The 20703-nt window shown below is 68.8% G+C and carries 19 protein-coding genes; 8 read left to right on the top strand and 11 right to left on the bottom strand.

The features are described from left to right. Nucleotides 1-74 precede the first annotated feature (74 nt). A complete protein-coding gene (locus ASC61_RS15470) occupies nt 75-683 on the top strand; it encodes a hypothetical protein (RefSeq protein WP_056213375.1) in 609 nt (202 codons plus the stop codon). A gap of 8 nt (nt 684-691) precedes the next feature. Here ASC61_RS15470 and priA read toward each other — a convergent pair whose 3' ends face one another. Then, nucleotides 692-1417, bottom strand: a complete 726-nt coding sequence (gene priA, locus ASC61_RS15465) for a bifunctional 1-(5-phosphoribosyl)-5-((5-phosphoribosylamino)methylideneamino)imidazole-4-carboxamide isomerase/phosphoribosylanthranilate isomerase PriA (protein WP_056213374.1) — start codon at nt 1415-1417, stop codon at nt 692-694. A gap of 44 nt (nt 1418-1461) precedes the next feature. On the opposite strand from priA, the gene ASC61_RS15460 reads away from it, so the two are divergent. Beyond that, nucleotides 1462-2163, top strand: coding sequence for an alpha/beta fold hydrolase (locus ASC61_RS15460; protein WP_056213372.1), 702 nt, complete (start codon nt 1462-1464; stop codon nt 2161-2163). Between the two features lie 5 nt (nt 2164-2168). Here ASC61_RS15460 and hisH read toward each other — a convergent pair whose 3' ends face one another. From hisH to hisD, 4 genes are read right to left on the bottom strand one after another with little or no spacing between them, the layout of a single operon-like run. Beyond that, nucleotides 2169-2804, bottom strand: a complete 636-nt coding sequence (gene hisH, locus ASC61_RS15455; protein ID WP_056213370.1) for an imidazole glycerol phosphate synthase subunit HisH — start codon at nt 2802-2804, stop codon at nt 2169-2171. Further along, nucleotides 2801-3400, bottom strand: coding sequence for an imidazoleglycerol-phosphate dehydratase HisB (gene hisB / locus ASC61_RS15450; protein WP_056213368.1), 600 nt, complete (start codon nt 3398-3400; stop codon nt 2801-2803). The genes hisH and hisB overlap by 4 nt, the downstream gene beginning before the upstream one ends. Then, entirely contained in the window at nt 3397-4473 is a 1077-nt protein-coding gene (locus tag ASC61_RS15445; RefSeq protein WP_056213367.1) for a histidinol-phosphate transaminase, read from the bottom strand. The genes hisB and ASC61_RS15445 overlap by 4 nt, the downstream gene beginning before the upstream one ends. Further along, complete coding sequence (hisD, locus tag ASC61_RS15440) at nt 4473-5786, bottom strand: histidinol dehydrogenase (protein ID WP_056213365.1); 1314 nt, start codon at nt 5784-5786, stop codon at nt 4473-4475. Before hisD ends, ASC61_RS15445 begins: the two co-directional genes overlap by 1 nt. A 34-nt stretch (nt 5787-5820) precedes the next feature. Between hisD and ybaK the strand changes: the two genes are divergently transcribed. Then, nucleotides 5821-6312 carry a Cys-tRNA(Pro) deacylase gene (ybaK, locus tag ASC61_RS15435; protein ID WP_056213363.1) on the top strand — a complete coding sequence of 164 codons (492 nt, stop codon included), beginning with the start codon at nt 5821-5823 and terminating at the stop codon, nt 6310-6312. On the opposite strand, the gene ASC61_RS15430 is transcribed toward ybaK, so the two are convergent. Next, nucleotides 6309-6734, bottom strand: a complete 426-nt coding sequence (locus ASC61_RS15430) for a hypothetical protein (RefSeq protein ID WP_056213360.1) — start codon at nt 6732-6734, stop codon at nt 6309-6311. The genes ybaK and ASC61_RS15430 overlap by 4 nt on opposite strands. 56 nt (nt 6735-6790) lie before the next feature. Further along, nucleotides 6791-10324 (bottom strand): DNA polymerase III subunit alpha, encoded by a 3534-nt coding sequence (gene dnaE / locus ASC61_RS15425; protein WP_056213358.1) that lies wholly within the window; start codon nt 10322-10324, stop codon nt 6791-6793. A 144-nt stretch (nt 10325-10468) separates the two neighbouring features. Between dnaE and ASC61_RS15420 the strand changes: the two genes are divergently transcribed. Both ASC61_RS15420 and ASC61_RS15415 read left to right on the top strand, forming a co-directional pair. After that, on the top strand, nt 10469-10864 hold the full coding sequence (locus ASC61_RS15420) for an iron chaperone (protein ID WP_162243679.1): 396 nt from the start codon (nt 10469-10471) through the stop codon (nt 10862-10864). 74 nt (nt 10865-10938) lie between these two features. Further along, complete coding sequence (locus ASC61_RS15415; RefSeq protein WP_056213354.1) at nt 10939-11952, top strand: hypothetical protein; 1014 nt, start codon at nt 10939-10941, stop codon at nt 11950-11952. A gap of 11 nt (nt 11953-11963) precedes the next feature. On the opposite strand, the gene ASC61_RS15410 is transcribed toward ASC61_RS15415, so the two are convergent. Further along, nucleotides 11964-13184, bottom strand: coding sequence for a pyridoxal phosphate-dependent aminotransferase (locus ASC61_RS15410; protein ID WP_082530703.1), 1221 nt, complete (start codon nt 13182-13184; stop codon nt 11964-11966). A 103-nt stretch (nt 13185-13287) separates the two neighbouring features. Between ASC61_RS15410 and ASC61_RS15405 the strand changes: the two genes are divergently transcribed. Together ASC61_RS15405 and ASC61_RS15400 are read left to right on the top strand one after the other, a co-directional pair. After that, nucleotides 13288-13893, top strand: coding sequence for a TetR/AcrR family transcriptional regulator (locus ASC61_RS15405; protein ID WP_056213351.1), 606 nt, complete (start codon nt 13288-13290; stop codon nt 13891-13893). A gap of 34 nt (nt 13894-13927) precedes the next feature. After that, complete coding sequence (locus tag ASC61_RS15400; protein ID WP_056213350.1) at nt 13928-15532, top strand: MFS transporter; 1605 nt, start codon at nt 13928-13930, stop codon at nt 15530-15532. Between the two features lie 68 nt (nt 15533-15600). On the opposite strand, the gene ASC61_RS15395 is transcribed toward ASC61_RS15400, so the two are convergent. Genes ASC61_RS15395 through ASC61_RS15385 form a run of 3 tightly spaced genes read right to left on the bottom strand, consistent with a single transcriptional unit; the run spans nt 15601 to nt 17452 of the window. Beyond that, nucleotides 15601-16539, bottom strand: coding sequence for an RluA family pseudouridine synthase (locus ASC61_RS15395; RefSeq protein ID WP_056213348.1), 939 nt, complete (start codon nt 16537-16539; stop codon nt 15601-15603). Continuing rightward, nucleotides 16536-17078 (bottom strand): signal peptidase II, encoded by a 543-nt coding sequence (locus ASC61_RS15390; RefSeq protein WP_082530702.1) that lies wholly within the window; start codon nt 17076-17078, stop codon nt 16536-16538. The genes ASC61_RS15395 and ASC61_RS15390 overlap by 4 nt, the downstream gene beginning before the upstream one ends. Then, the gene (locus tag ASC61_RS15385) at nt 17051-17452 is read right to left on the bottom strand and encodes a TraR/DksA family transcriptional regulator (RefSeq protein ID WP_056213346.1); all 402 of its coding nucleotides are present in this window, start codon (nt 17450-17452) and stop codon (nt 17051-17053) included. The genes ASC61_RS15390 and ASC61_RS15385 overlap by 28 nt, the downstream gene beginning before the upstream one ends. A gap of 82 nt (nt 17453-17534) precedes the next feature. Here ASC61_RS15385 and ileS point away from each other — a divergent pair, with 82 nt between their 5' ends. Beyond that, nucleotides 17535-20678 (top strand): isoleucine--tRNA ligase, encoded by a 3144-nt coding sequence (gene ileS / locus ASC61_RS15380; protein ID WP_056213345.1) that lies wholly within the window; start codon nt 17535-17537, stop codon nt 20676-20678. Nucleotides 20679-20703: the final 25 nt, after the last annotated feature.

Here is a 20703-nt window from a genome sequence, read left to right as displayed (position 1 = left end):
CCTCGGGGAAATCCCGCGAACCGGTGACCGTAGCCACTACGGTCGAGACAACCTGGCCTGTCGGAGGACCCCCCATGAAACGCATGCTCGGCACCGTCGCGGTGCTCGTCCTGTTCACATCTGCCTGTGGCAGCGAGCCGACGAACGGTGACACTGACTTCACGGTCGAGCAGACCACCCCCACACCCACGGCCACCCAGGAGACGCCCGCCCCGCCGGCCGGCGCGAGCGACCTGGTGGTCAAGCCAGGAGCCATCGGACCTGTGAAGGCCGGCATCACCAAGGACGAGGCGCTCGCAACAGGGCTCTTCGACGCCGATGTCAAGGGTGTCGAGGGCTGTACGTTCGCGCTGCAATGGAAGAAGCAGTTCACCGGAGTCGACGTGCTGACCCGCGAGGACGGCAGCGTCGCGGCGCTGGGTGTCACGGCGGGCGGGCCCAAGACCGAGGAGGGGATCGGTGTCGGCAGCACGCTCGCAGACGTCAAGGAGGCGTACCCCGAGCTGTCTCCCGTGTCCGAGGCCGGCTTCGACCAGGCCGGCGCATTCGTCACCGCTGGTGACGACCACATCGGCTTCCTGTTCGGCGACACGACTGTGGCGACGATCAAGGACTCCTCGAAGGTCTCGTTCATCGAGGTCACGCACGGCAAGCGGCCGGAGCTCATGCGCAGCGGCTGCTGAGCTAAACCTCAGACCTCAGCGACCGCCGTGAGGGCCTCGGGCAGCGTGAACGCGCCCGCGTAGAGCGCCTTGCCGACGATCGCGCCCTCGACGCCGGCGCCGCTCAGGGAGGCGATCGCGCGGAGGTCGTCGAGGCTCGACACGCCGCCCGAGGCGACGACGGGCTTGTCGGTGATCTCGCACACCTGGCGCAGCAGGTCCAGGTTGGGTCCGGTGAGCGTGCCGTCCTTGGTGACGTCGGTCAGGACGTAACGGGCGCAGCCGTCGCGCTCAAGGCGCTCCAGCACCTCGAACAGGTCGCCGCCCTCCTGCGTCCAGCCGCGTGCCGCGAGCGTCGTGCCACGCACGTCGAGACCGACTGCGATCTGGTCGCCGTACTGGCCGACGACCTTGCGGCACCACTCCGGGTTCTCCAGAGCGGCGGTGCCGAGGTTGACCCGGGTGCAGCCGGTGGCCAGCGCAGCCTCGAGCGAGGCATCGTCGCGGATGCCCCCGGACAACTCGACCTTGACGTCGAGCCGGGTGACGACGTCGGCGAGGAGCTCACGGTTGGAGCCCTTGCCGAACGCGGCATCGAGGTCGACCAGGTGGATCCACTCGGCGCCGTCGGACTGCCACTGCAGGGCGGCGTCGAGGGGGGATCCGTAGGTCGTCTCGCTGCCGAGCTCACCTTGGACGAGACGCACGGCCTGTCCATCGGCGACGTCGACGGCGGGGAGGAGTTCGAGGGTCACGCAGGCGATCGTATCTGTCGGAGTCGGCCCCTACGGTGGTCGGTATGAAGATCATCATGGTTCCCGGATTCTGGCTCGGCGCGTGGTCGTGGGACCGCATCGCCCCGGCCCTCGGGGCCGCCGGCCACGAGGTCGTCGCCCTCACGCTTCCCGGCCTCGAGTCGGTCGACACGGATCGCGCAGGCATCGGCCTCGCCGAGCACGTGGCGGCGGTCGTGGCCGAGATCGACCGGTCGGACGAGCCGGTCGTCCTCGTCGGGCACAGCGGCGGTGGCACGGTCGTGCACGCTGCCGTCGACCAGCGCCCTGACCGCGTCGCGCGAGCGGTCTACGTCGACAGCGGACCGCTCCCCCACGGCACGCCGACCAACCCGCACCTGCCGTCGGACGGGCCGGACCTGCCGCTCCCGGAGTGGGACGTCTTCCGCGCCGACGGGTCGCACGACCTCGACGACTTCACCGACGCCCAGCTGGCCGACTTCCGCGAGCGTGCGGTGCCGCATCCGGCGGCGGCCGCCCAGGACCCCCAGGTGCTGTCGAACGAGGCGCGCTATGCCGTGCCGGTCACGTTGATCACGACGACGTTCACCCGCGAACAGATCGACACCTACACGGCCGCCGGTGAGGCCTACTTCGCCGAGCTGCCCAAGATCGCGGACGTCACGATCGTCGAGCTGCCGACCAGCCACTGGCCACAGTTCACCAAGCCCGAGCAGCTCGCAGAGGTCCTCCGCGACGCGATCTGAGTGACCTAGAGGGTCGCGAGCCAGTTCTTCAGCAGCTGGGACCCGGCGTCGCCCGACTTCTCGGGATGGAACTGCGTCGCCCACAGCGGCCCGTGCTCGGCGGCCGCGACGAAGCGATCGCCCGCGTACTCGGTCCAGGTCACGGCCGGATCCGGCATCGCCGGCGGCTGGTCGAGCACCCAGTCGCGTACGCCGTAGGAGTGCACGAAGTAGAACCGCTCGTCCTCGATGCCGGCGAACATCCGTGAGCCGTCACCGGGCTCGACGGTGTTCCAGCCCATGTGCGGCACGATCGGCGCCTGGAGTCGCTCGACGATGCCGGGCAGCTCGCCGCAGCCCTCGGTGCGCACGCCGTGCTCGATGCCCTCGGCGAACAGGATCTGCATGCCGACGCAGATGCCCAGCACCGGCCGGTTGGCGATCAGCCGGCGCTCGACGATGCGCACACCGTCGACACCGACGAGCCCACGCATGCACGCCTCGAACGCGCCGACACCGGGCACGAGCAGTCCGTCGGCCTCGACGGCCGTGGTCGCGTCGCTGGTGAGAATGGCCTCGGCGCCGGCGCGTTCGATCGCACGTACTGCCGATCGCAGATTGCCTGAGCCGTAGTCGAGCACCGCAACGCGCGGTCGGGTCACAGAGCACCCTTCGTGCTCGGGATCCCCGATTCGCGCGGGTCGATCGCGACGGCGTCACGCAGCGCACGTGCGACTGCCTTGAACTGCGCCTCGGCGATGTGGTGCGGGTCGCGGCCATCGAGCAGGCGTACGTGCATCGTGATCCCGGCGTGGTGCGCGATCGACTCGAGGACATGCGCGGTCAGCGCGCCGGTGTACTGGCCACCGATGATCGCCGTGATCTGCCGGTCGGGCTCGCCGGAGTGCACGAAGTAGGGCCGCCCGGAGACGTCGACGACGGCCTGTGCGATCGACTCGTCGAGGGGCACGAGCGCGTCGCCGTAGCGGCGGATGCCGACCTTGTCGCCGAGTGCCTCGCGGATCGCCTCGCCGAGGCAGATCGCGGTGTCCTCGACCGTGTGGTGCGCGTCGATGTGCAGATCGCCCTCGGACTTGACCGTCAGGTCGATCAGCGAGTGCCGCGAGAAGGCGGTCAGCATGTGGTCGTAGAAGCCGACACCAGTGGAGATGTCGTTGATGCCGGACCCGTCGAGATCGATCTCGACGACGACATGCGACTCCGAGGTCTTCCGCTCGATGCGCGCAGTGCGGGTCATCGGGTCACCTCCAGGAGTGCGTGGCGGAACGCGGTCATTTCGTCCGGCGTGCCGATCGACACGCGCAGCCATTCTAGGGGTCCGACCTCGCGGATCAGGACTCCCAGGTCGAGCAGGCCCTGCCAGACCGCGTGGCGGTCGTCGAACCGGCCGAACAGGATGAAGTTGGCATCGGACTCCGCAACGTCGAATCCCTGCTCACGCAGCCACGCGGCGGTCTCGTCGCGGGTGCCCCTGAGTGCGTCGACCTGGGCCAGCAGCTCGTCCTCATGGCGCAGCGCGGCGGTCGCAGCGGCCTGGCTCACGGCGGACAGATGGTAGGGCAGCCGGACGATGCGCAGGGCGTCGATGATGCCGGCGTTCGCCGCGACATAGCCGAGTCGGCCGCCGGCGAGCGCGAACGCCTTGCTCATCGTGCGGGTGACCAGCAGCCGGGGGAACTCATCGAGCAGCTCCAGCGCGCTCGGCGTGCCATCACGCCGGAACTCCGCGTACGCCTCGTCCACGACGACGATGCCGGGCGCCGCCTCGGCGATCGCACGGGTGTGCGCGGGATCGAGCGCCGTCCCTGTCGGGTTGTTGGGCGAGGTGAGGATGACGACGTCGGGCTGTTCGGCCGCGATCAGCTCGAGCGCTCCGTCCACGTCGAGTCCGAAGTCGTCGAGCCGACGGCCCGCGACCCAGCGGGTGTGCGTGTTGCGGGCGTACTCGGGATACATCGAGTACGTGGGTGCGAACGACACCGCAGTGCGCCCCGGACCGCCGAAAGCCTGCAGCACCTGCTGCATGATCTCGTTGGAGCCGTTGGCCGCCCAGACGCGGTCGGGCGTCAGCCCGTGCCCCAGGTACGCCGCGAGAGCCGTGCGGAGCCCGATCGCCTCGCGGTCGGGGTAGCGATTGAGGGACAGCGCCGCATCACGCACCGAGTCGCCGATGTCCTGCGCCACGATCTCGCTCGGACCGTAGGGATTCTCGTTGGTGTTGAGCTGCACCGGGACGTCGAGCTGCGGCGCACCGTAGGGCTCGTCGTCGCGCAGCTCCTCGCGGATCGGCACCCAGGCCGGCAACGGCATCAGCGCGACATCCGGATCGACACGGCGGCGCCGTGCGACGGCAGGTTCTCCGCCTCGGCGAGCGTCACGACGTGGTCGCCGACCTCGCGCAGCGCGGTCTCGTCGTAGGTCACGACGTGCATGTTCTTGCAGAACGCGCGCACAGACAGTCCCGAGGAGTGGCACGCGCAGCCGGCGGTCGGAAGCACGTGGTTGGAACCTGCGGCGTAGTCGCCGAGCGACACCGGCGTGTGGGAGCCGACGAACACCGCCCCGGCATTGACGATGCGGGCGGCGACGCCGGCCGCGCCGGCCGTCTGGATCTCGAGGTGCTCGGCGGCATAACCGTTGGCGACCTGGACGGCCTGGTCGATGTCGCGCACGAGCACGGTCGCCGACTGCTGACCCTCGAGTGCCGTGCGGATGCGGTCGGCGTGCTTCGCCGAGCCGAGTTGGTCGAGCAGCGCCGAGTCGACCGCATCGGCCAGCTGGTCACTGTCCGTGATCAGCACGCTGGCTGCCATCGGGTCATGCTCGGCCTGGCTGATCAGGTCGGCCGCGACGTACGCCGCGTCGGCGGTGTCGTCGGCGATGATCGCGATCTCCGTCGGGCCGGCCTCGGCGTCGATGCTGACGGTGCCCTGCAGGTAGCGCTTGGCCGCTGCGACGTAGATGTTGCCCGGCCCCGTGATCAGGTTGACCGGTCGGCACTCCCCCGCACCGTAGGCGAACATCGCAAGCGCTTGGGCGCCACCGGCGGAGTAGACCTCGTCGATGCCCAGCAGTCCGCATGCGGCGAGGATCGTGGGGTGCGGCAGTCCGTCGAACTCGGCGTTGGGCGGGCTCGCCAGCGCGATCCCCGGCACGCCCGCGACCTGCGCCGGGACGGCATTCATGATGACGGTGCTGACCAGGGGCGCAAGGCCACCGGGGACATAGAGACCGACGCGCTGCATGGGGACGATCCGGCGCTCGACCGTGGCGCCGGGCGCGACGTCGGTGACCAGCGTGTGCTCGAGCTCGGCCTCGCAGGTCTGCCGCAGCCGGCGGATCGACTCCTCCAGGCCGGCACGGATGTCGGGCGCGAGAAGCTCGAGGGCACGGCTGATCGCAGTGACCGGGACCCGGAGCTGCGCAGGACGTACGCCGTCGAAGCGCTCCCCCGCATCGAGCACCGCATCGGCGCCACGCGACTTCACGTCCTCGCAGATCGGCCGCACCGCGGCCATGGCGTGCTCGACGTCCACCTCGGCGCGCGGCACGGCAGCGCTGTAGACCCTCTGCCACTCCTCGGCAGCGGGCTCGAGATTTCTCAGGTCGAGACGTCGCATCACGACGGCAAGTCTACGGACGGGCTACCGTGGACTGGTGGCCGCCAACAAGAAGCCCACCGACGCAACACCTGCGTTCGTCGCGCTGCACCGCGCCAACATCCCGTTCACCCCCCACACGTACGTTCACGATCCGCGCGCCGACTCGTTCGGCATGGAAGCGGCGGCCGCGCTCGGCGTCGAGCCGGGTCGGGTGTTCAAGACGTTGATGGCCGAGGTCGACGGCGAGCTGTGCGTCGGCGTGGTGCCGGTCATGGGCTCGCTCGACCTCAAGGCGCTCGCTGACGCGCTGGGCGGCAAGCGCGCACAGATGGCTGATGCCGCCCAGGCGCAGCGGGCCACGGGCTACGTCATCGGCGGGATCTCGCCGCTCGGTCAGAAACGCAAGCACCGCACCGTCATCGACAAGACCTCAGCACAGTGGCCCACGATCTTCGTGTCCGGTGGCCGTCGGGGGCTCGAGGCCGAGGTGCAGCCCAGCGACCTCATCCTGCTGACGGACGCGGTGGTGGCGCGGATCGCACGCTAGCTGTAGAGCTGCTCGGACTCATCCAGACGGGTGCCGAGCAGTGTCGTGACGATGAATCCGACGAGCCCGAAGACCGGCCATACCAGGAACGGCACGATGCTGTCGATCGCCAGCCGGGCCGGGACCTGGTCGCCGACGGACACGTCCTTGACCGTCGACGGGTCGGGCGGACCCAGCACGATGCCGAGGCGCCACGCGATCACCGCTGCGATCGACGTCAGCACGACGATGACCGGGACCGCGACCCACTCGAGGGACCGGAGTGCCAGAGCCGCGAAAGCACCGAGAGCGAGGGACGCGACCACACCCACCAGGACGAACATCGCGACGACCCCGAACTGGCCCTCGGACGCCGCCTCGCCCATCGAGAGGCCCGTCCGGGTCACCTCCCAGTCGGCCGGGTCGGCGATCCGTTCCCACACGAAAGCTGCCGCGACACCCAGGACGAGCGTCGCGGCGACAGAGAACAGAAGTCTTCTCAGGAAAGGCAATGGGGGCCCAGCAGCTCTTTGAGGTCGGCGATCAACGACGACGACTGTGCCACACGCAGGCTGTCGTCGAGTCGCATGACCTTGGTCGAGCCGTTGCCGATCAGCCGCAGGTGCACCTCGGAGACGCCCGGGTGCGCGGCGAGCACCTGCTTGAACGTGCCGATCGTGTCGGTCGTGCAGCGGGCGACCGGCAGGCTCACGACGAGCGGGCGATCGGGGCCGCCGGTGTTCATCGCCGGCAGGGTCACCTCGAGGGCGTTGAGCTCCACACCCTCGTCCTTGCGGCGCACGCGACCCTTGACCACGACGATCGTGTCGGGGATCAGCACCGGCATCGCCAGCTGGTAGGCGCCCGGGAACACCATGACCTCGATGCCACCCTCGAGATCCTCGATCGTGACCGAGGCCCACGAGTCCCCCTTCTTGCTCATGCGGCGCTGCACACCCGTGATGAGGCCGCAGATGCGTACGGTGCTGCCGTCTGGCCGGTCGAGATCGGTGAGCAGCTCGCCGACCGTGCAGTCGCTGCTGGCTCGCAGCACGTGCTCGAGCCCCTGCAACGGGTGGTCGGAGACGTAGAGGCCGAGCATGTCGCGCTCGAACGCCAGCAGCTGGGTCTTCTCCCACTCCGGCATCGTGTCGGGCACCTCGACCGTGCCGCCGGTGAACGCGTCGTCCTCGCCACCGAACAGTGAGTCCTGGCCGATGGCAGCCTGGCGCTTGAGGTCGATGTAGAGGTCGACCCCCTCTTCGGCAACGGTCGTCAGGGCACGGCGACGGTGGCCCAGTGAGTCGAACGCCCCGGCCTTGATCAGCGAGTCGAGGACCCGCTTGTTGCAGACGAGGGTCGGGACCTTGCCGAGGAAGTCGTTGAAGTCGGTGTAGGGACCGTTCGTGGTGCGGCCCTCGACGATGCCGGCGACCACGTTCTCGCCGATGTTGCGGATCGCGCCGAGGCCGAACCGGATGTCGGCGCCGACCGAGGCGAAGTTGGAGACCGACTCGTTGACGTCGGGCGGCAGCACCTTGATGCCCATGCGACGGCACTCGTTGAGGTAGATCGCCGACTTGTCCTTGTCACCGCGGGTGCTGGTGAGGAGGGCCGCCATGTACTCGGCCGGATAGTTGGCCTTGAGGTAGGCCGTCCAGTAGGAGATGACGCCGTAGGCGGCGGAGTGTGCCTTGTTGAAGGCGTAGTCCGAGAACGGCAGCAGGATGTCCCACAGCGTCGTGATCGCCTTCTGGGAGTAGCCGCGCTCGAGCATGCCGGCCTGGAACCCTGCGTACTGCTTGTCGAGCTCGGACTTCTTCTTCTTGCCCATCGCGCGCCGCAGGTTGTCGGCTTGTCCGAGCGAGAACCCGGCCAGGACCTGCGCGATCTCCATGACCTGCTCTTGATAGACGATCAAGCCGTAGGTCTCGCCGAGCACCTTGGCGAGCGGCTCCTCGAGCTCAGGGTGGATCGGGTCGATCGGCTCGCGGCCGTTCTTGCGGCGGGCGTACTTGTTGTGCGAGTCCGCACCCATCGGGCCGGGCCGGTAGAGCGCGCCGACTGCCGAGATGTCCTCGAACTTGTCGGGCTTCATGCTGCGCAGGAGCGCCCGCATGGGCCCGCCGTCGAGCTGGAAGACGCCGAGCGTGTCGCCGCGGGCCAGCAGGTCGTACGTCGCGGGGTCGTCGAACGTGAGGTCCTCGAGGACCAGGTCGATGTCGCGGTTGCGCTTGATGTTCTCGAGCGCGTCGTCGAGCACCGTGAGGTTGCGCAGGCCCAGGAAATCCATCTTGACCAGCCCGAGCGCCTCGCACATCGGGTAGTCGAACTGGGTGATGATCGCGCCGTCCTGCTCGCGCTTCATGATCGGGACGATGTCGATCAAGGGGTCGCTCGACATGATGACGCCGGCCGCGTGGACGCCCCACTGGCGGACCTGACCCTCGAGCCCCAGCGCGGTGTCATAGATCTTGCGGACGTCGGCGTCGTCCTCGTACATCCGGCGGAAGTCGGCGCCATCGCCGTAGCGCTTGTGGTCCTTGTCGAAGATGTCGCGCAGGGCGACGCCCTTGCCCATGATGTCGGGCGGCAGCGCCTTGGTGATGCGCTCGCCGTGACCGAACGGGTAGTCCATGACGCGCGCGGCGTCCTTGATCGCGGCCTTGGACTTGAGCCGCCCGAACGTCGCGATCATCGCGACGCGCTCCTCGCCGTACTTGTTGCTGACGTAGCGGATGACCTCGCCGCGACGGCGCTCGTCGAAGTCGATGTCGAAGTCGGGCATCGAGGGGCGTTCGGGGTTGAGGAAGCGCTCGAAGATCAGGCCGTGGGTCAGCGGGCACAGGTCGGTGATCCGCAGCGCGTAGGCGGCGATCGAGCCGGCGCCGGAGCCACGACCGGGGCCGACGCGGATGCCGTTGTCCTTGGCCCAGTTGATGAAGTCGGCGACCACGAGGTAGTAGCCGCAGTAGCCCTTGTCGCGGACGACCTCGAGCTCCATCTCGGTGCGGGCGCGAACCTCGGGGGTCAGCTTGTCGCCGGGGTAGCGCGACTCGATGCCGCGCCACACCTCCTTGACGAACCAGCTCTCCTCGGTCTCGCCGGCGGGGATGTCGGCCCGTGCCATGTAGCCACCGTTGGACTCGGTGAACTCGACCTCGCACCGCTCGGCGATCAGCAGGGTGTTGTCGCAGGCCTCCTTGAGGTCGAACCGGTCCTCCCAGAGGTCTCGCATCTCCTTGGCGGACTTGATGTAGTAGCCACCGCCGTCGAGCCGGAACCGCTTGGGGTCGGCCAGCGTCGTGCCGGTGCCGATGCACAGCAGCGCGTCGTGGGCCTCGGCGTCCTCGGGCGCGACGTAGTGCGAGTCGTTGGTCGCGATGACCGGGAGGTTGAGGTCGGCCTTGAGCCGCAGCAACCCCTCGCGTACGCGGGCCTCGATCTCGAGACCGTGCTCCATGAGCTCGAGGAAGAAGCTCTCCTTGCCGAAGATGTCCTGGAACTCCGCGGCGGAGGCACGTGCCTTCTCGTAGTTGCCGATGCGCAGCCAGGTCTGGATCTCGCCCGACGGGCAACCCGTCGTCGCGATGAGGCCCTTGCCATAGCGCTGCAGCAGCTCGCGGTCGGCGCGCGGCTTGCGGTACTGCCCCTCGAGGCTGGCGTAGGACCCGATGCGGAACAGGTTGTGCATGCCCTCCGTGGTCTCGGACAGCAGCGTCATGTGCGTGTAGGCGCCGCGCCCCGAGACGTCGTCGTCGCCGCCCTTGTTCCACTGCACGGCCTTCTTCTCGGTGCGCGGGATGTTGGGCGTGAGGTAGGCCTCCATGCCGATGATCGGCTTGATCCCGCGTGCCTTGGCCTTGCTGTAGAAGTCGTAGGCGCCGTGCAGGTTGCCGTGATCGGTCATCGCGATGGCCGGCATCTCGAGCTCGGCGGTGCGGTCGAACAACGGGTCGAGCAGGGCGTGGCCGTCGAGCATCGAGTACTCCGTGTGCACGTGCAGATGCACGAATGGCGAGTCGCTCGACATCGAAAAATGGCCTCCTCGGCGCGATCGTGGGGGAAGGGCTTCAGCCTAGTCGAGGGCCCTGACGCTCCTGACCAACGCAGACCGTGTCGTCCCGTCATCACGCTCGAATTGTCCTTCTGGCCGCTGGTCGACTACACCTGAGTGGTGACTGACGACAAGCAGAAGTTCACGACGGTCGACGAGTACATCGAGGCGGCGACGTACGACGTCGTGCCCCGGCTCGTCGAGACCCGCCGCATCATCCGTGCCGCGCTGCCCGACGCCGAGGAGACGATCAGTTACAACATCCCGGCCTACAAGCACGAGGGCGTCGTCGTGATCCAGTTCGCGGGCCACACCGAGCACACGTCGCTCAACCTGTTCCCGACGGCGGCGACGTACGCCCGGTTCGCCGACGAGCTGGCGCCCTACCGCACCAGCAAGTCGGCGATCCAGCTGCCGCTCGACCAGGCGTTGCCGGCCGAGCTCATCGACGCCATCGCCCGGTTCCGCCGCGACGAGGTCGCGGCGTTCGTCGCCCGCAAGCAGTCCGGGCTCTGATCGCCCTCGGAGTGGCGGAGCAGCGCAGCCCTCGGTAATAATCAGGCAGCACTCGTCAGACTTCAGGGGGAATCATGACGCTGCACGCCGAGTTCGTCGCCGGGCCGATCGGGCCCGACACCGTCCGCGTCCCGGGTCAGCCCGCCCAGCTCCGCACCGCGGTGCAGGGTCTGCGTGGCCTCTGCCGCCAGGTCGACCAGGCGAGTCATCAGCTCAAGCAGGCCAACCCGCCGGACGGCGAGCGCGGACGCATCGTCCTTGCGCTGTCCCACGCGGCCCAACGCACCGGCCGTACGCTCGACGCCGACTCGCAGCAGCTCGATGCGCTGGCTGACGCGATCGATCACGCCGCGGACGTGCTGACGCACGCACAGGACGGCGTCGACGACCTCAGCCGCAGGTGGCGCCAGGCACGGGACACGTTCCGAGACGCGCTGCACGGCCACAAGAACGCACCCGCCAACGTCGAGGCGCTCATCCACCACATCGACTCCGACGCAGCGGGCTCACACCTGACGCAGCTCAAGCGACAGGCCGGCGTCACGTTCGCCGACGGCTCGGGCGGCGCACACGCCCAGGCCATGCTCCTCGAGGACGGCAGCGCGGTCGAGCAGGCGATCACGGCCTACCGGCACACCGTCCGTGGGCTCGTCGACGAGTACGCCGAGCTCGTCCAGAAGGCCAAGACCGCCGACGACCAGGTCGACGAGAAGCTCCCGCGCCACACCAATGTGGCCTTCGAGGAGGCCGGTGACCACGACGAGAGCGCGGCACAGCACACGATCTCGGGACCGGCTGCCGTACGCGCGGTGGGCGACGCCATCCAGGAGGCCGCGCGCACGCTCGACCAGGCGGAGCACCGCCTCGAGGACATCCGGCTCGCGATCCGGGCCGGCCGCATGATCCCGGACGACGAGCGGGTCGGCAGCAACGACGGCTTCAAGCGCGACTGGACCAACCACTTCGACCAGGTGCGGCACATGCTCAACGCTGCCCGCCGGGCCGGCGACCTCGCCGCCGACCGCCTGCGGGACGCCGACGACCATGGCGCAGCGGAAGTGCGCCAGGCGCTCCGCGCCGCCGACTGACCGGGCCCGGCTCAGCCCTGCCGATAGCTGCTGAGGAAGTTGCCGAGCCGCTGGATCGCCTCGGCGAGGTCGCGGGCCCACGGCAACGTCACGATACGCAGATGGTCCGTGTCCGGCCAGTTGAAGCCGGTCCCCTGGGTCAGCAGGATCTTCTCCTGCAGCAACAGGTCGAGCACGAGCTGCTGGTCGTCCTTGATGGGGTGCACCTCGGGGTCGAGCTTCGGGAAGGCGTACAACGCGCCCTTGGGCGTGACGACGCTGACTCCGGGGATCTTGCGCAGCTCGTTGACCGCGGTGTCACGCTGCTCCAGCAGCCGCCCGCCGGGCAGGATGAGCTCCTTGATCGACTGATAGCCGCCGAGCGCGACCTGGATCGCGTTCTGCGCGGGCACGTTGGGGCACAGTCGCATCGAGGCGAGCAGCGTGATGCCCTCGAGGTAGTCGCCGGCCCGCTCCAGCGGACCCGTGACGACGAGCCAGCCGGCCCGGTAGCCGCACACCCGGTACGCCTTGGACAGCCCGTTGAAGGTCAGCGTCAGCACGTCAGGGGCGACGCTCGCCAGCGGGATGTGGACCGCGTCGTCGTAGAGGATCTTGTCGTAGATCTCGTCGGCCATGAGGACGAGATCGTGCTTGCGGGCGAGGTCGGCGATCGCGTCGAGGGTCTCCCGCGAGTAGACCGCTCCGGTGGGGTTGTTGGGGTTGATCACGACGATGACCTTGGTGCGGTCCGTGATCTTGGACTCGAGGTCCTCCAGGTCGGGGTTCCAGTCGTTGTCCTCGTCGCAGCGGTAGTGCACCGGCACGCCGCCGGCGAGGTTGGTGACGGCGGTCCACAACGGGTAGTCGGGCACCGGCACGAGCACCTCGTCGCCGTTGTCGAGCAACGCCTGCAGCGCCATCTGGATCAGCTCGGAGACGCCGTTGCCGATCCAGACGTCGTCGATGTCGATCGTCGGGAAGCCCTCTTGCAGCTGGTAGTGGTGCACGACGGCGCGCCGGGCCGACTGGATGCCGCGCGAGTCGGAGTAGCCGGCCGAGCTCGGCAGAGCCGCGATGACGTCCTGCAGGATCTCCGCCGGGGCGTCGAAGCCGAACGGCTGCGGGTTGCCGATGTTGAGCTTCATGATCCGGTGGCCCTCGGCCTCCAGGGCGGCGGCTCGCGACGCGACGGGTCCACGGATGTCGTAGAGGACATCCCTCAGCTTCTCGGACTGGCGCACGATGCTCATGGACTCATTGTCCACGACCCGGTGACCGACTTGTGCCCGAGGCGGGCGTTGCCGTACGTTCTTGAAACGAAACCGTACCGTTTCATCCGTCAACCGAGGTTCCGTGTCCCCAGCAGCTCAGCAGGCGTCCGCCGGCACCCTCACGCGTCCTCGCGTCGAAGGGGGGCGCGAGCAGGAGATCCTCGATGCCACGCTCCACGTCCTCGCCGAGGTGGGATACGACCGGCTGACGCTGGATGCGGTCGCCGCCGAGGCGAAGGCCTCCAAGGCGACGCTCTATCGCCGCTGGAACGGCAAGGCCCAACTGGTCATCGACGCCCTGATCTCCCACATGGGCGAGCCCGTCAGCACCGACACGGGCACCCTGCGCGGTGACCTGATCGCGACCTACTGCGGGATGGGTGGAGTCACCGACCGCCAGCAGATGGCGCTCGTCGGGAGCCTCATCACGGCCGTCAGCCGGGACCCGGAGTTCGCGGAGGTCTACCGCCGCGACGTCATCGCGCCCAAGATCGCCGTGAACGACGCGATCTTCGAGCGAGCCAAGGCACGCGGCGAGATCTCCGCCGACGTCGACCTTGCGCTGATCAGCCCGTGCCTGCCCGGCATCGTCCTGCACCGCCTGTTCTTCCTCGGTGAGACACCCACCGAGGACCTGATCACCCGGGTCATCGACCAGGTCATCCTGCCGGCCGTCACCTGCGGCTGAGCGCATTCGCCACCACCCACACCGAAGGAATCCCATGACCGACGTCGAATCACTCGATCCTGCGGAGCCGGGCTCCCCCGAAGCCGCAACCGCGCCGCCCCCGCATGCTGGGCTCGCCCTGGTGCTGATCCTCATGGCTCAGCTCATGGTCGTGCTGGACGGCACCATCGCCAACATCGCCCTGCCCTACATCGGCACGGACCTGGACATCTCGCAGGCCAACCTGACGTGGATCGTCACCGGCTACGCGTTGGCCTTCGGCGGCCTGCTGCTCCTCGGTGGTCGTCTCGGTGATCTCTACGGACGCCGCCTGCTCTTCATGAGCGGCCTGACCCTCTTCGCGGTCGCCTCCCTGCTGGGCGGTCTCGCCCAGAACGAGGGCCTGCTGCTCGGCTCGCGGGCCCTGCAGGGCGTGGGCGCGGCCATGGCTGCCCCCGCCGCTCTCGCGCTGATCACCACCACGTTCCCGGCCGGCCCGCAGCGCAACCGCGCCATGGCGGCATACGCCACGATGTCCGGCATCGGTGCCGCCATCGGGCTGATCCTCGGCGGCTGGCTGACCGGTCTCGACCAGCCGTTGGGCGTCGACGGATGGCGCCTCACGTTCCTCATCAACGTCCCGATCGGCCTGTTGGCCGCCCTGGCCGCCCCGCGCGTCCTCCGCGAGTCGGAGAAGCACCCGGGCTGGCTCGACATCCCGGGTGCCGTCACCGGAACCCTGGGCCTGCTCGGGATCGTCTTCGGACTGTCGCGCGCCGGCGAGAAGGCGTACGGCTGGGACCACGTCCAGACCATCGCCTCGCTGACTGCCGGCATCGTCCTGCTCGTGAGCTTCGTGATCATCGAGTCGCGGGTCGAGCACCCGCTGCTGCCGACGCGCATCTTCGCCAACCGCACACGGGCGACCAGCTTCGTCGCGATGATGATCGCTCCGGCGGCGATGTTCGCGATGTTCTTCTACCTGAGCCTGTTCATCCAGCAGGTCATGGGCTACTCGTCGCTCAAGGCCGGCTTCGCCTTCCTGCCGTTCTCGTTCGGCATCGTGATCGGCGCCGGCCTCGTCTCCAACCTGGTCAGCCGGGTGGCTCCGCGCTACCTCGCCGGGATCGGCACGCTGCTGGCTGCGGCCAGCCTGTTCATGTTCTCGCGGATCCCGATCGACGACTCCACGGCGGGGGCGCTCGCGTCCGCGGCCCGCGGGTCGGCGAACGTCTCCTACTGGGGCCACATCTTCCCGTACGTGCTCGTGATGGCGATCGGCATGGGCATGGTGTTCGTGCCACTCACGCTCACCGCTGTGCACCACGTGCAGGCCGACGACTCAGGCATCGGCTCGGGCGTGCTCAACACGATGCAACAGGTGGGTGGCGCACTCGGGCTCGCCGTGCTCAGCACCGTGGCGCTGCACTTCTCCGGCAACTCCCTCGAGCAGGCCGCTGGGCCCGTGTCGAAGGCCGCGACCGATCCGGGCCTCGCCGAGCGGGCCCTGTTCTTCGTGTCCTTCCACGACGGCGCGACGCACGCCTTCCTGGTCGCGGCGGGGCTGATGCTGGTCGCGTCGGCCATCATCTGGGTGTTCCTCGACGTCAAGCACACCGAGCTGGCGACCGACGGTCCCGAGGGCGTCCACGTCGGCTGACCCGCCAGGTACGCCACGCATGACGACGGCCCGGCTCGTGGATCGAGCCGGGCCGTCGTGCGTCTGGTTCAGTCGAGGTCGCGTACGACTGCCAGGGCCTCGTTGAGGTCGTCGGGGTAGTCGGAGTCGAACTCGACGTAGTCCCCCGTGCGCGGGTGCAGGAAGCCGAGCTTCTTGGCGTGCAGCCACTGGCGGTCTAGCCCGACCTTCTTGGCCAGCGTCGGATCGGCGCCGTACATCAGGTCGCCGACGCACGGGTGGTGCAGCGCGCTCATGTGAACCCGGATCTGGTGGGTGCGGCCGGTCTCGAGCTTGATCGTCAGCAGGCTGGCGTAACGGTGCGCCTCGAGCGTGTCGTAGTGCGTGACGCTCTCGCGCCCACCGTCCTTGACCGTGAACTTGAAGTCGTGCTTGGGGTGCCGGGCGATCGGCGCGTCGATCGTGCCCATGTGCGGATCGGGGTGGCCCTGCACGAGCGCGTGATAGGTCTTGTCGACCGTACGGTCACGGAACGCCTGTTTGAGCACGGTGTAGGCGTGCTCGGACTTCGCGACCGCCATCAGGCCACTCGTGCCGACGTCGAGGCGGTGCACGATGCCTCGGCGCTCCGGTGCTCCTGACGTGGAGATCCGGATGCCGGCTCCGGCGAGGTGGTCGAGCACCGTCGGGCCGTACCAGCCGACGCTCGGGTGCGCAGCGACGCCGACGGGCTTGTCGACCACGACGAAGTCGTCGTCCTGGAACACGAGGCGCATGCCCTCGACCTCGGCCGCCACGACCGCGATGCGACGAGGCGCCGGGATCGACGCCTCGAGGATCGAGCCGGGCGTCACCCGGTCGGACTTGGCCGGCGCGAAGCCGTCGAGCGTCACGTGCCCGTCGGCGACGAGCTCACTCGCGCGCGTGCGGGACAGACCCAGCAGTCGCGCGAGGGCGCTGTCGACGCGCTCGCCGGCGAGCCCCTCGGGGACCTGGATGACCTTGTGCTCGAGCTCCTCGGCGGTCATGCCTTCACCTGCCGGGTGCCGTCGAGGCCGATGCCGCGCCACGTGCGCCACACGATCACGACGGCGGCCACGGTGAGGGCGATGTCTGCGACGTTGCCGACGAAGACGCCGTAGTCGATGAAGTCGACGACGTGGCCCTTGAGCGGGGCGGGCTCACGGAAGATCCGGTCGCACAGGTTGCCGACGGCGCCGGCGAACAGCAGGCCGAGGCCGACCGCCCACCACCGGTCGCGCAGGCGCGTGGCCATGCGCGCGACGGCGACCGACACGGCCACTGCGACGACGCTGAGCACCAGCGTGAAGCCGGCACCGGTGCCGAGCGCGGCTCCCCCGTTGCGCAGGAACGACAGCGACAGGACGTGCGGGATCAGCTCGATCGACTCACGCCCCTGCAGCTTGTCGACCGCGATCACCTTGGTCACCTGGTCCACGACGAGCGTCAGGGCAGCAACCACCACGAAAAGGCGTACGTACGTGTGTGTGGCGGTCGGGCCGTGGTCGTCGCCAGGGCTCAGCGACGCTCCTCGCGCTGCTTGCATGTCATGCACAGTGTCGCACGCGGGAACGCCATCAAACGATTCTTGCCGATCGGCTCACCGCAGACCTCGCACTGGCCGTAGGTGCCCTTCTCGAGGCGGTCGAGGGCCTTCTCGGTCTGCAGCAGCAGCTCGCGCTGGTTGGCGGCCAGGGACATCTCGGCGTCACGCTCGAGCCCCTTGGACCCGACGTCGGCCTGGTCGTTGCCGGCACCGTCGACGCCGTCGCGCAGCAGGTCCTGCAGCTCGCGAGCCGACTGGTCGAGCTCACCGCGCAACCTCACGAGGTCAGCCTCGAGCTCGGCGCGGACGGCCTTGGTCTCGGCGGCGGTCCAGGGCTTCTCGTCGGCTCGGACGGCGAGCTTGGTGTTTGGCATGCACGAAGATTAGACCCCCACTGGGGCAAAGCCAACTCGCACCGCCGCCGTGTCGCCGCTGGTCACCCGTAGAATTGAACGTGTGACCCAGCACGCGTCCTATCGCCCCGTCCCCGCCCACGTCGATCTGCCGGCGCTGGAGCGCGACATCCTCCAGCTGTGGGCCGATCAGGGCACCTTCGCAGCAAGTCTCGACACCCCTGACGACGCCCCTCGCTGGACGTTCTACGAGGGTCCTCCGACCGCCAACGGCACACCCGGCACGCACCACGTCGAGGCTCGTGTCTTCAAGGACGTCTTCCCGCGCTTCAAGACCATGCAGGGCTATCACGTCGACCGCAAGGCCGGCTGGGACTGCCACGGCCTGCCGGTCGAGATCGCGGTCGAGAAGGAGCTGGGCTTCAACGGCAAGCCCGACATCGAGGCCTACGGCATCGCCGAGTTCAACGCCAAGTGCCGAGAGGCCGTGGTCCGCAACGTCGATCTCTTCGAGGAGATGACGGACCGCATGGGCTACTGGGTCGACATGGCCAACCCCTACCGCACGATGGAGTCGTCGTACGTCGAGAGCGTCTGGTGGGCCCTGTCGACGATCTTCGACAAGGGCCTGCTGACCGAGGACTTCCGCGTCGCGCCCTACTGCCCACGCTGCGGCACGACGCTCTCGGACCACGAGCTCGCACAGGGCTACGAGACCATCACCGATCCGTCGGTCTACGTACGCTTCCCGCTGACCTCCGGCCCACTCGCCGGCAAGGCCTCGATGCTGGTCTGGACCACGACGCCGTGGACCCTGGTGTCCAACACCGCCGTCGCGGTCAACCCCGGGGTCACGTACGTCGCCGCGTCCAACGGCGAGGAGACGCTGGTCGTCGCCGAGCCGCTGCTGGCCAAGGCGCTCGGTGAGGGCTGGAAGCCGACCGGCGAGTCGTTCAGCGGCACCGACATGGAGCGCTGGACGTACGAGCGGCCGTTCGACCTCGTCGAGTTCCCGGCACCGGCGCACTTCGTGGTGCTGGGCGACTACGTCACGACCGAGGACGGCACCGGCCTGGTGCACCAGTCCCCCGCGTTCGGCGCCGACGACATGGCGGTCTGCAAGGCGTACGACCTGCCGGTCGTCAACCCGATCACCCCCGACGGCCACTTCGAGGCCGACGTGCCCCTCGTCGGCGGGCAGTTCTTCAAGACCGCCGACCGGGCGCTGGCCGACGATCTCGCCTCGCGCGGTCTCATGTTCAACGAGCTGGCCTACGAGCACTCCTACCCGCACTGCTGGCGGTGCCACACGCCGCTGATGTACTACGCGCTTCCCGCGTGGTACATCCGCACGACGACGATCAAGGACAAGCTGCTCGCCGAGAATGCCGGCACCAACTGGTTCCCCGAGACGATCAAGAACGGCCGCTACGGCGACTGGCTGACCAACAACATCGACTGGTCGCTGTCGCGCAGCCGCTTCTGGGGCACTCCCCTGCCGATCTGGCGCAACGACGAGGACCCCAGCAAGCTCGTGTGCGTCGACTCGCTGCGTGAGCTGTCAGAGCTGACCGGTCGCGACCTGACGGATCTCGACCCGCACCGCCCGTTCATCGACGAGGTGACGTTCGAGATCGAGGGCCAGGCCGGCACCTACCGCCGCGTGCCGGACGTCATCGACGCATGGTTCGACTCCGGCTCGATGCCGTTCGCTCAATGGGGCTACCCGCACGTCGAGGGCTCCAAGGAGAAGTTCGAGCAGGCCTATCCCGCGCAGTACATCTGCGAGGCGATCGACCAGACACGCGGATGGTTCTACTCCCTCATGGCCGTCGGCACACTGGTGTTCGACCAGAGCTCCTACGAGAACGTCGTCTGCCTGGGCCACATCCTGGCCGAGGACGGCAAGAAGATGAGCAAGCACCTCGGCAACATCCTCCTGCCGATGCCGCTCATGGACGAGCACGGCGCGGACGCCCTGCGCTGGTTCATGGCCTGCTCGGGCTCGCCGTGGTCGCCGCGCCGCATCGGTCACACCGCATTGTCCGAGATCGTCCGCAAGGTGTTGCTGACGTACTGGAACACCGCGGCCTTCCACGTGCTGTACGCCCGCACGGAGGGATGGACGCCGGCTGACGGCGAGGTGCCGCCGGTCGCCGAGCGCGAGGTGCTCGACCAGTGGCTGCTGTCCGAGCTGCACACCCTGACCCGCGACGTCACCGCCTCGCTCGAGACGTTCGACACGCAGGCTGCCGGCGCCCGCATCGCGACGTTCGTCGACGACATGTCCAACTGGTACGTCCGCCGGTCGCGCCGCCGGTTCTGGCGCGGCGACGCTGCCGCGTTCGCGACCCTCCACGAGACGCTCGACGTGCTGACCCGGCTCATGGCGCCCCTGACCCCGTTCATCGCCGAGCGCGTGTGGCAGGACGTCATCCTGCCGGTCACGCCTGATGCTCCTCAGTCGGTGCACCTGGCCACCTGGCCGGTCGCTGACGAGTCGCTGATCGTCGAGGGCCTCGGTGCCCGCGTCGACCTGGCGCGTCGCGTCACCGAGCTGGGTCGTGCGGCGCGCGCTGAGGCCAAGGTGCGTACGCGCCAGCCGCTGCGTCGCGCCCTCGTCGCGTCGGGTGCTTGGCAGCAGCTCGGCGACGACCTGCGCGGCCAGGTGTGCGAGGAGCTCAACGTGGGCTCGCTGGAGTCGCTGGCCGATGCCGGCGGCGACCTCGTCGACCACTCGGCCAAGGGCAACTTCCGCAACCTCGGCAAGCGTTTCGGCAAGCAGACCCCCCAGGTCGCAGCCGCGATCGACGCGGCGGACGCGGCGGCGGTCGCCGCGTCGCTCGGTTCGACCGGCACCGCGACGATCGAGGTCGACGGCTCCGCGGTCGAGGTCGGACCCGATGACGTCATCATCTCCGAGCGTCCGCGCGAGGGCTGGTCCGTCGTCAACGACCAGGGCGAGACGGTCGCGCTCGACCTCGAGCTCGACGACGAGCTGCGGCTGGCCGGCTTCGCCCGGGAGGCGATCCGCGTCATCCAGGAGGCTCGCAAGTCCTCCGGGCTCGACATCAGCGACCGCATCACGCTGGCGTGGACGGCGACCGGTCAGATGGCCGAAGCGCTCCGGACCCACGAGACCCTGATCGCCGACGAGGTGCTGGCGACCTCGATCAGCGAGACCGCCGACGCGTCGGCGTTCTCCGACGAGGAGCTCGGCTTCGGCTTCACCCTCGCCAAGGCCTGACGCGGAGGGACTCGCGCATGACGAA

The sequence above is a fragment of the Aeromicrobium sp. Root344 genome, from assembly GCF_001425755.1.
GTDB lineage: Bacteria > Actinomycetota > Actinomycetes > Propionibacteriales > Nocardioidaceae > Aeromicrobium.
Note: the sequence above shows the minus strand (reverse complement) of the source record. Positions and strands in the feature narration are given on the sequence as shown.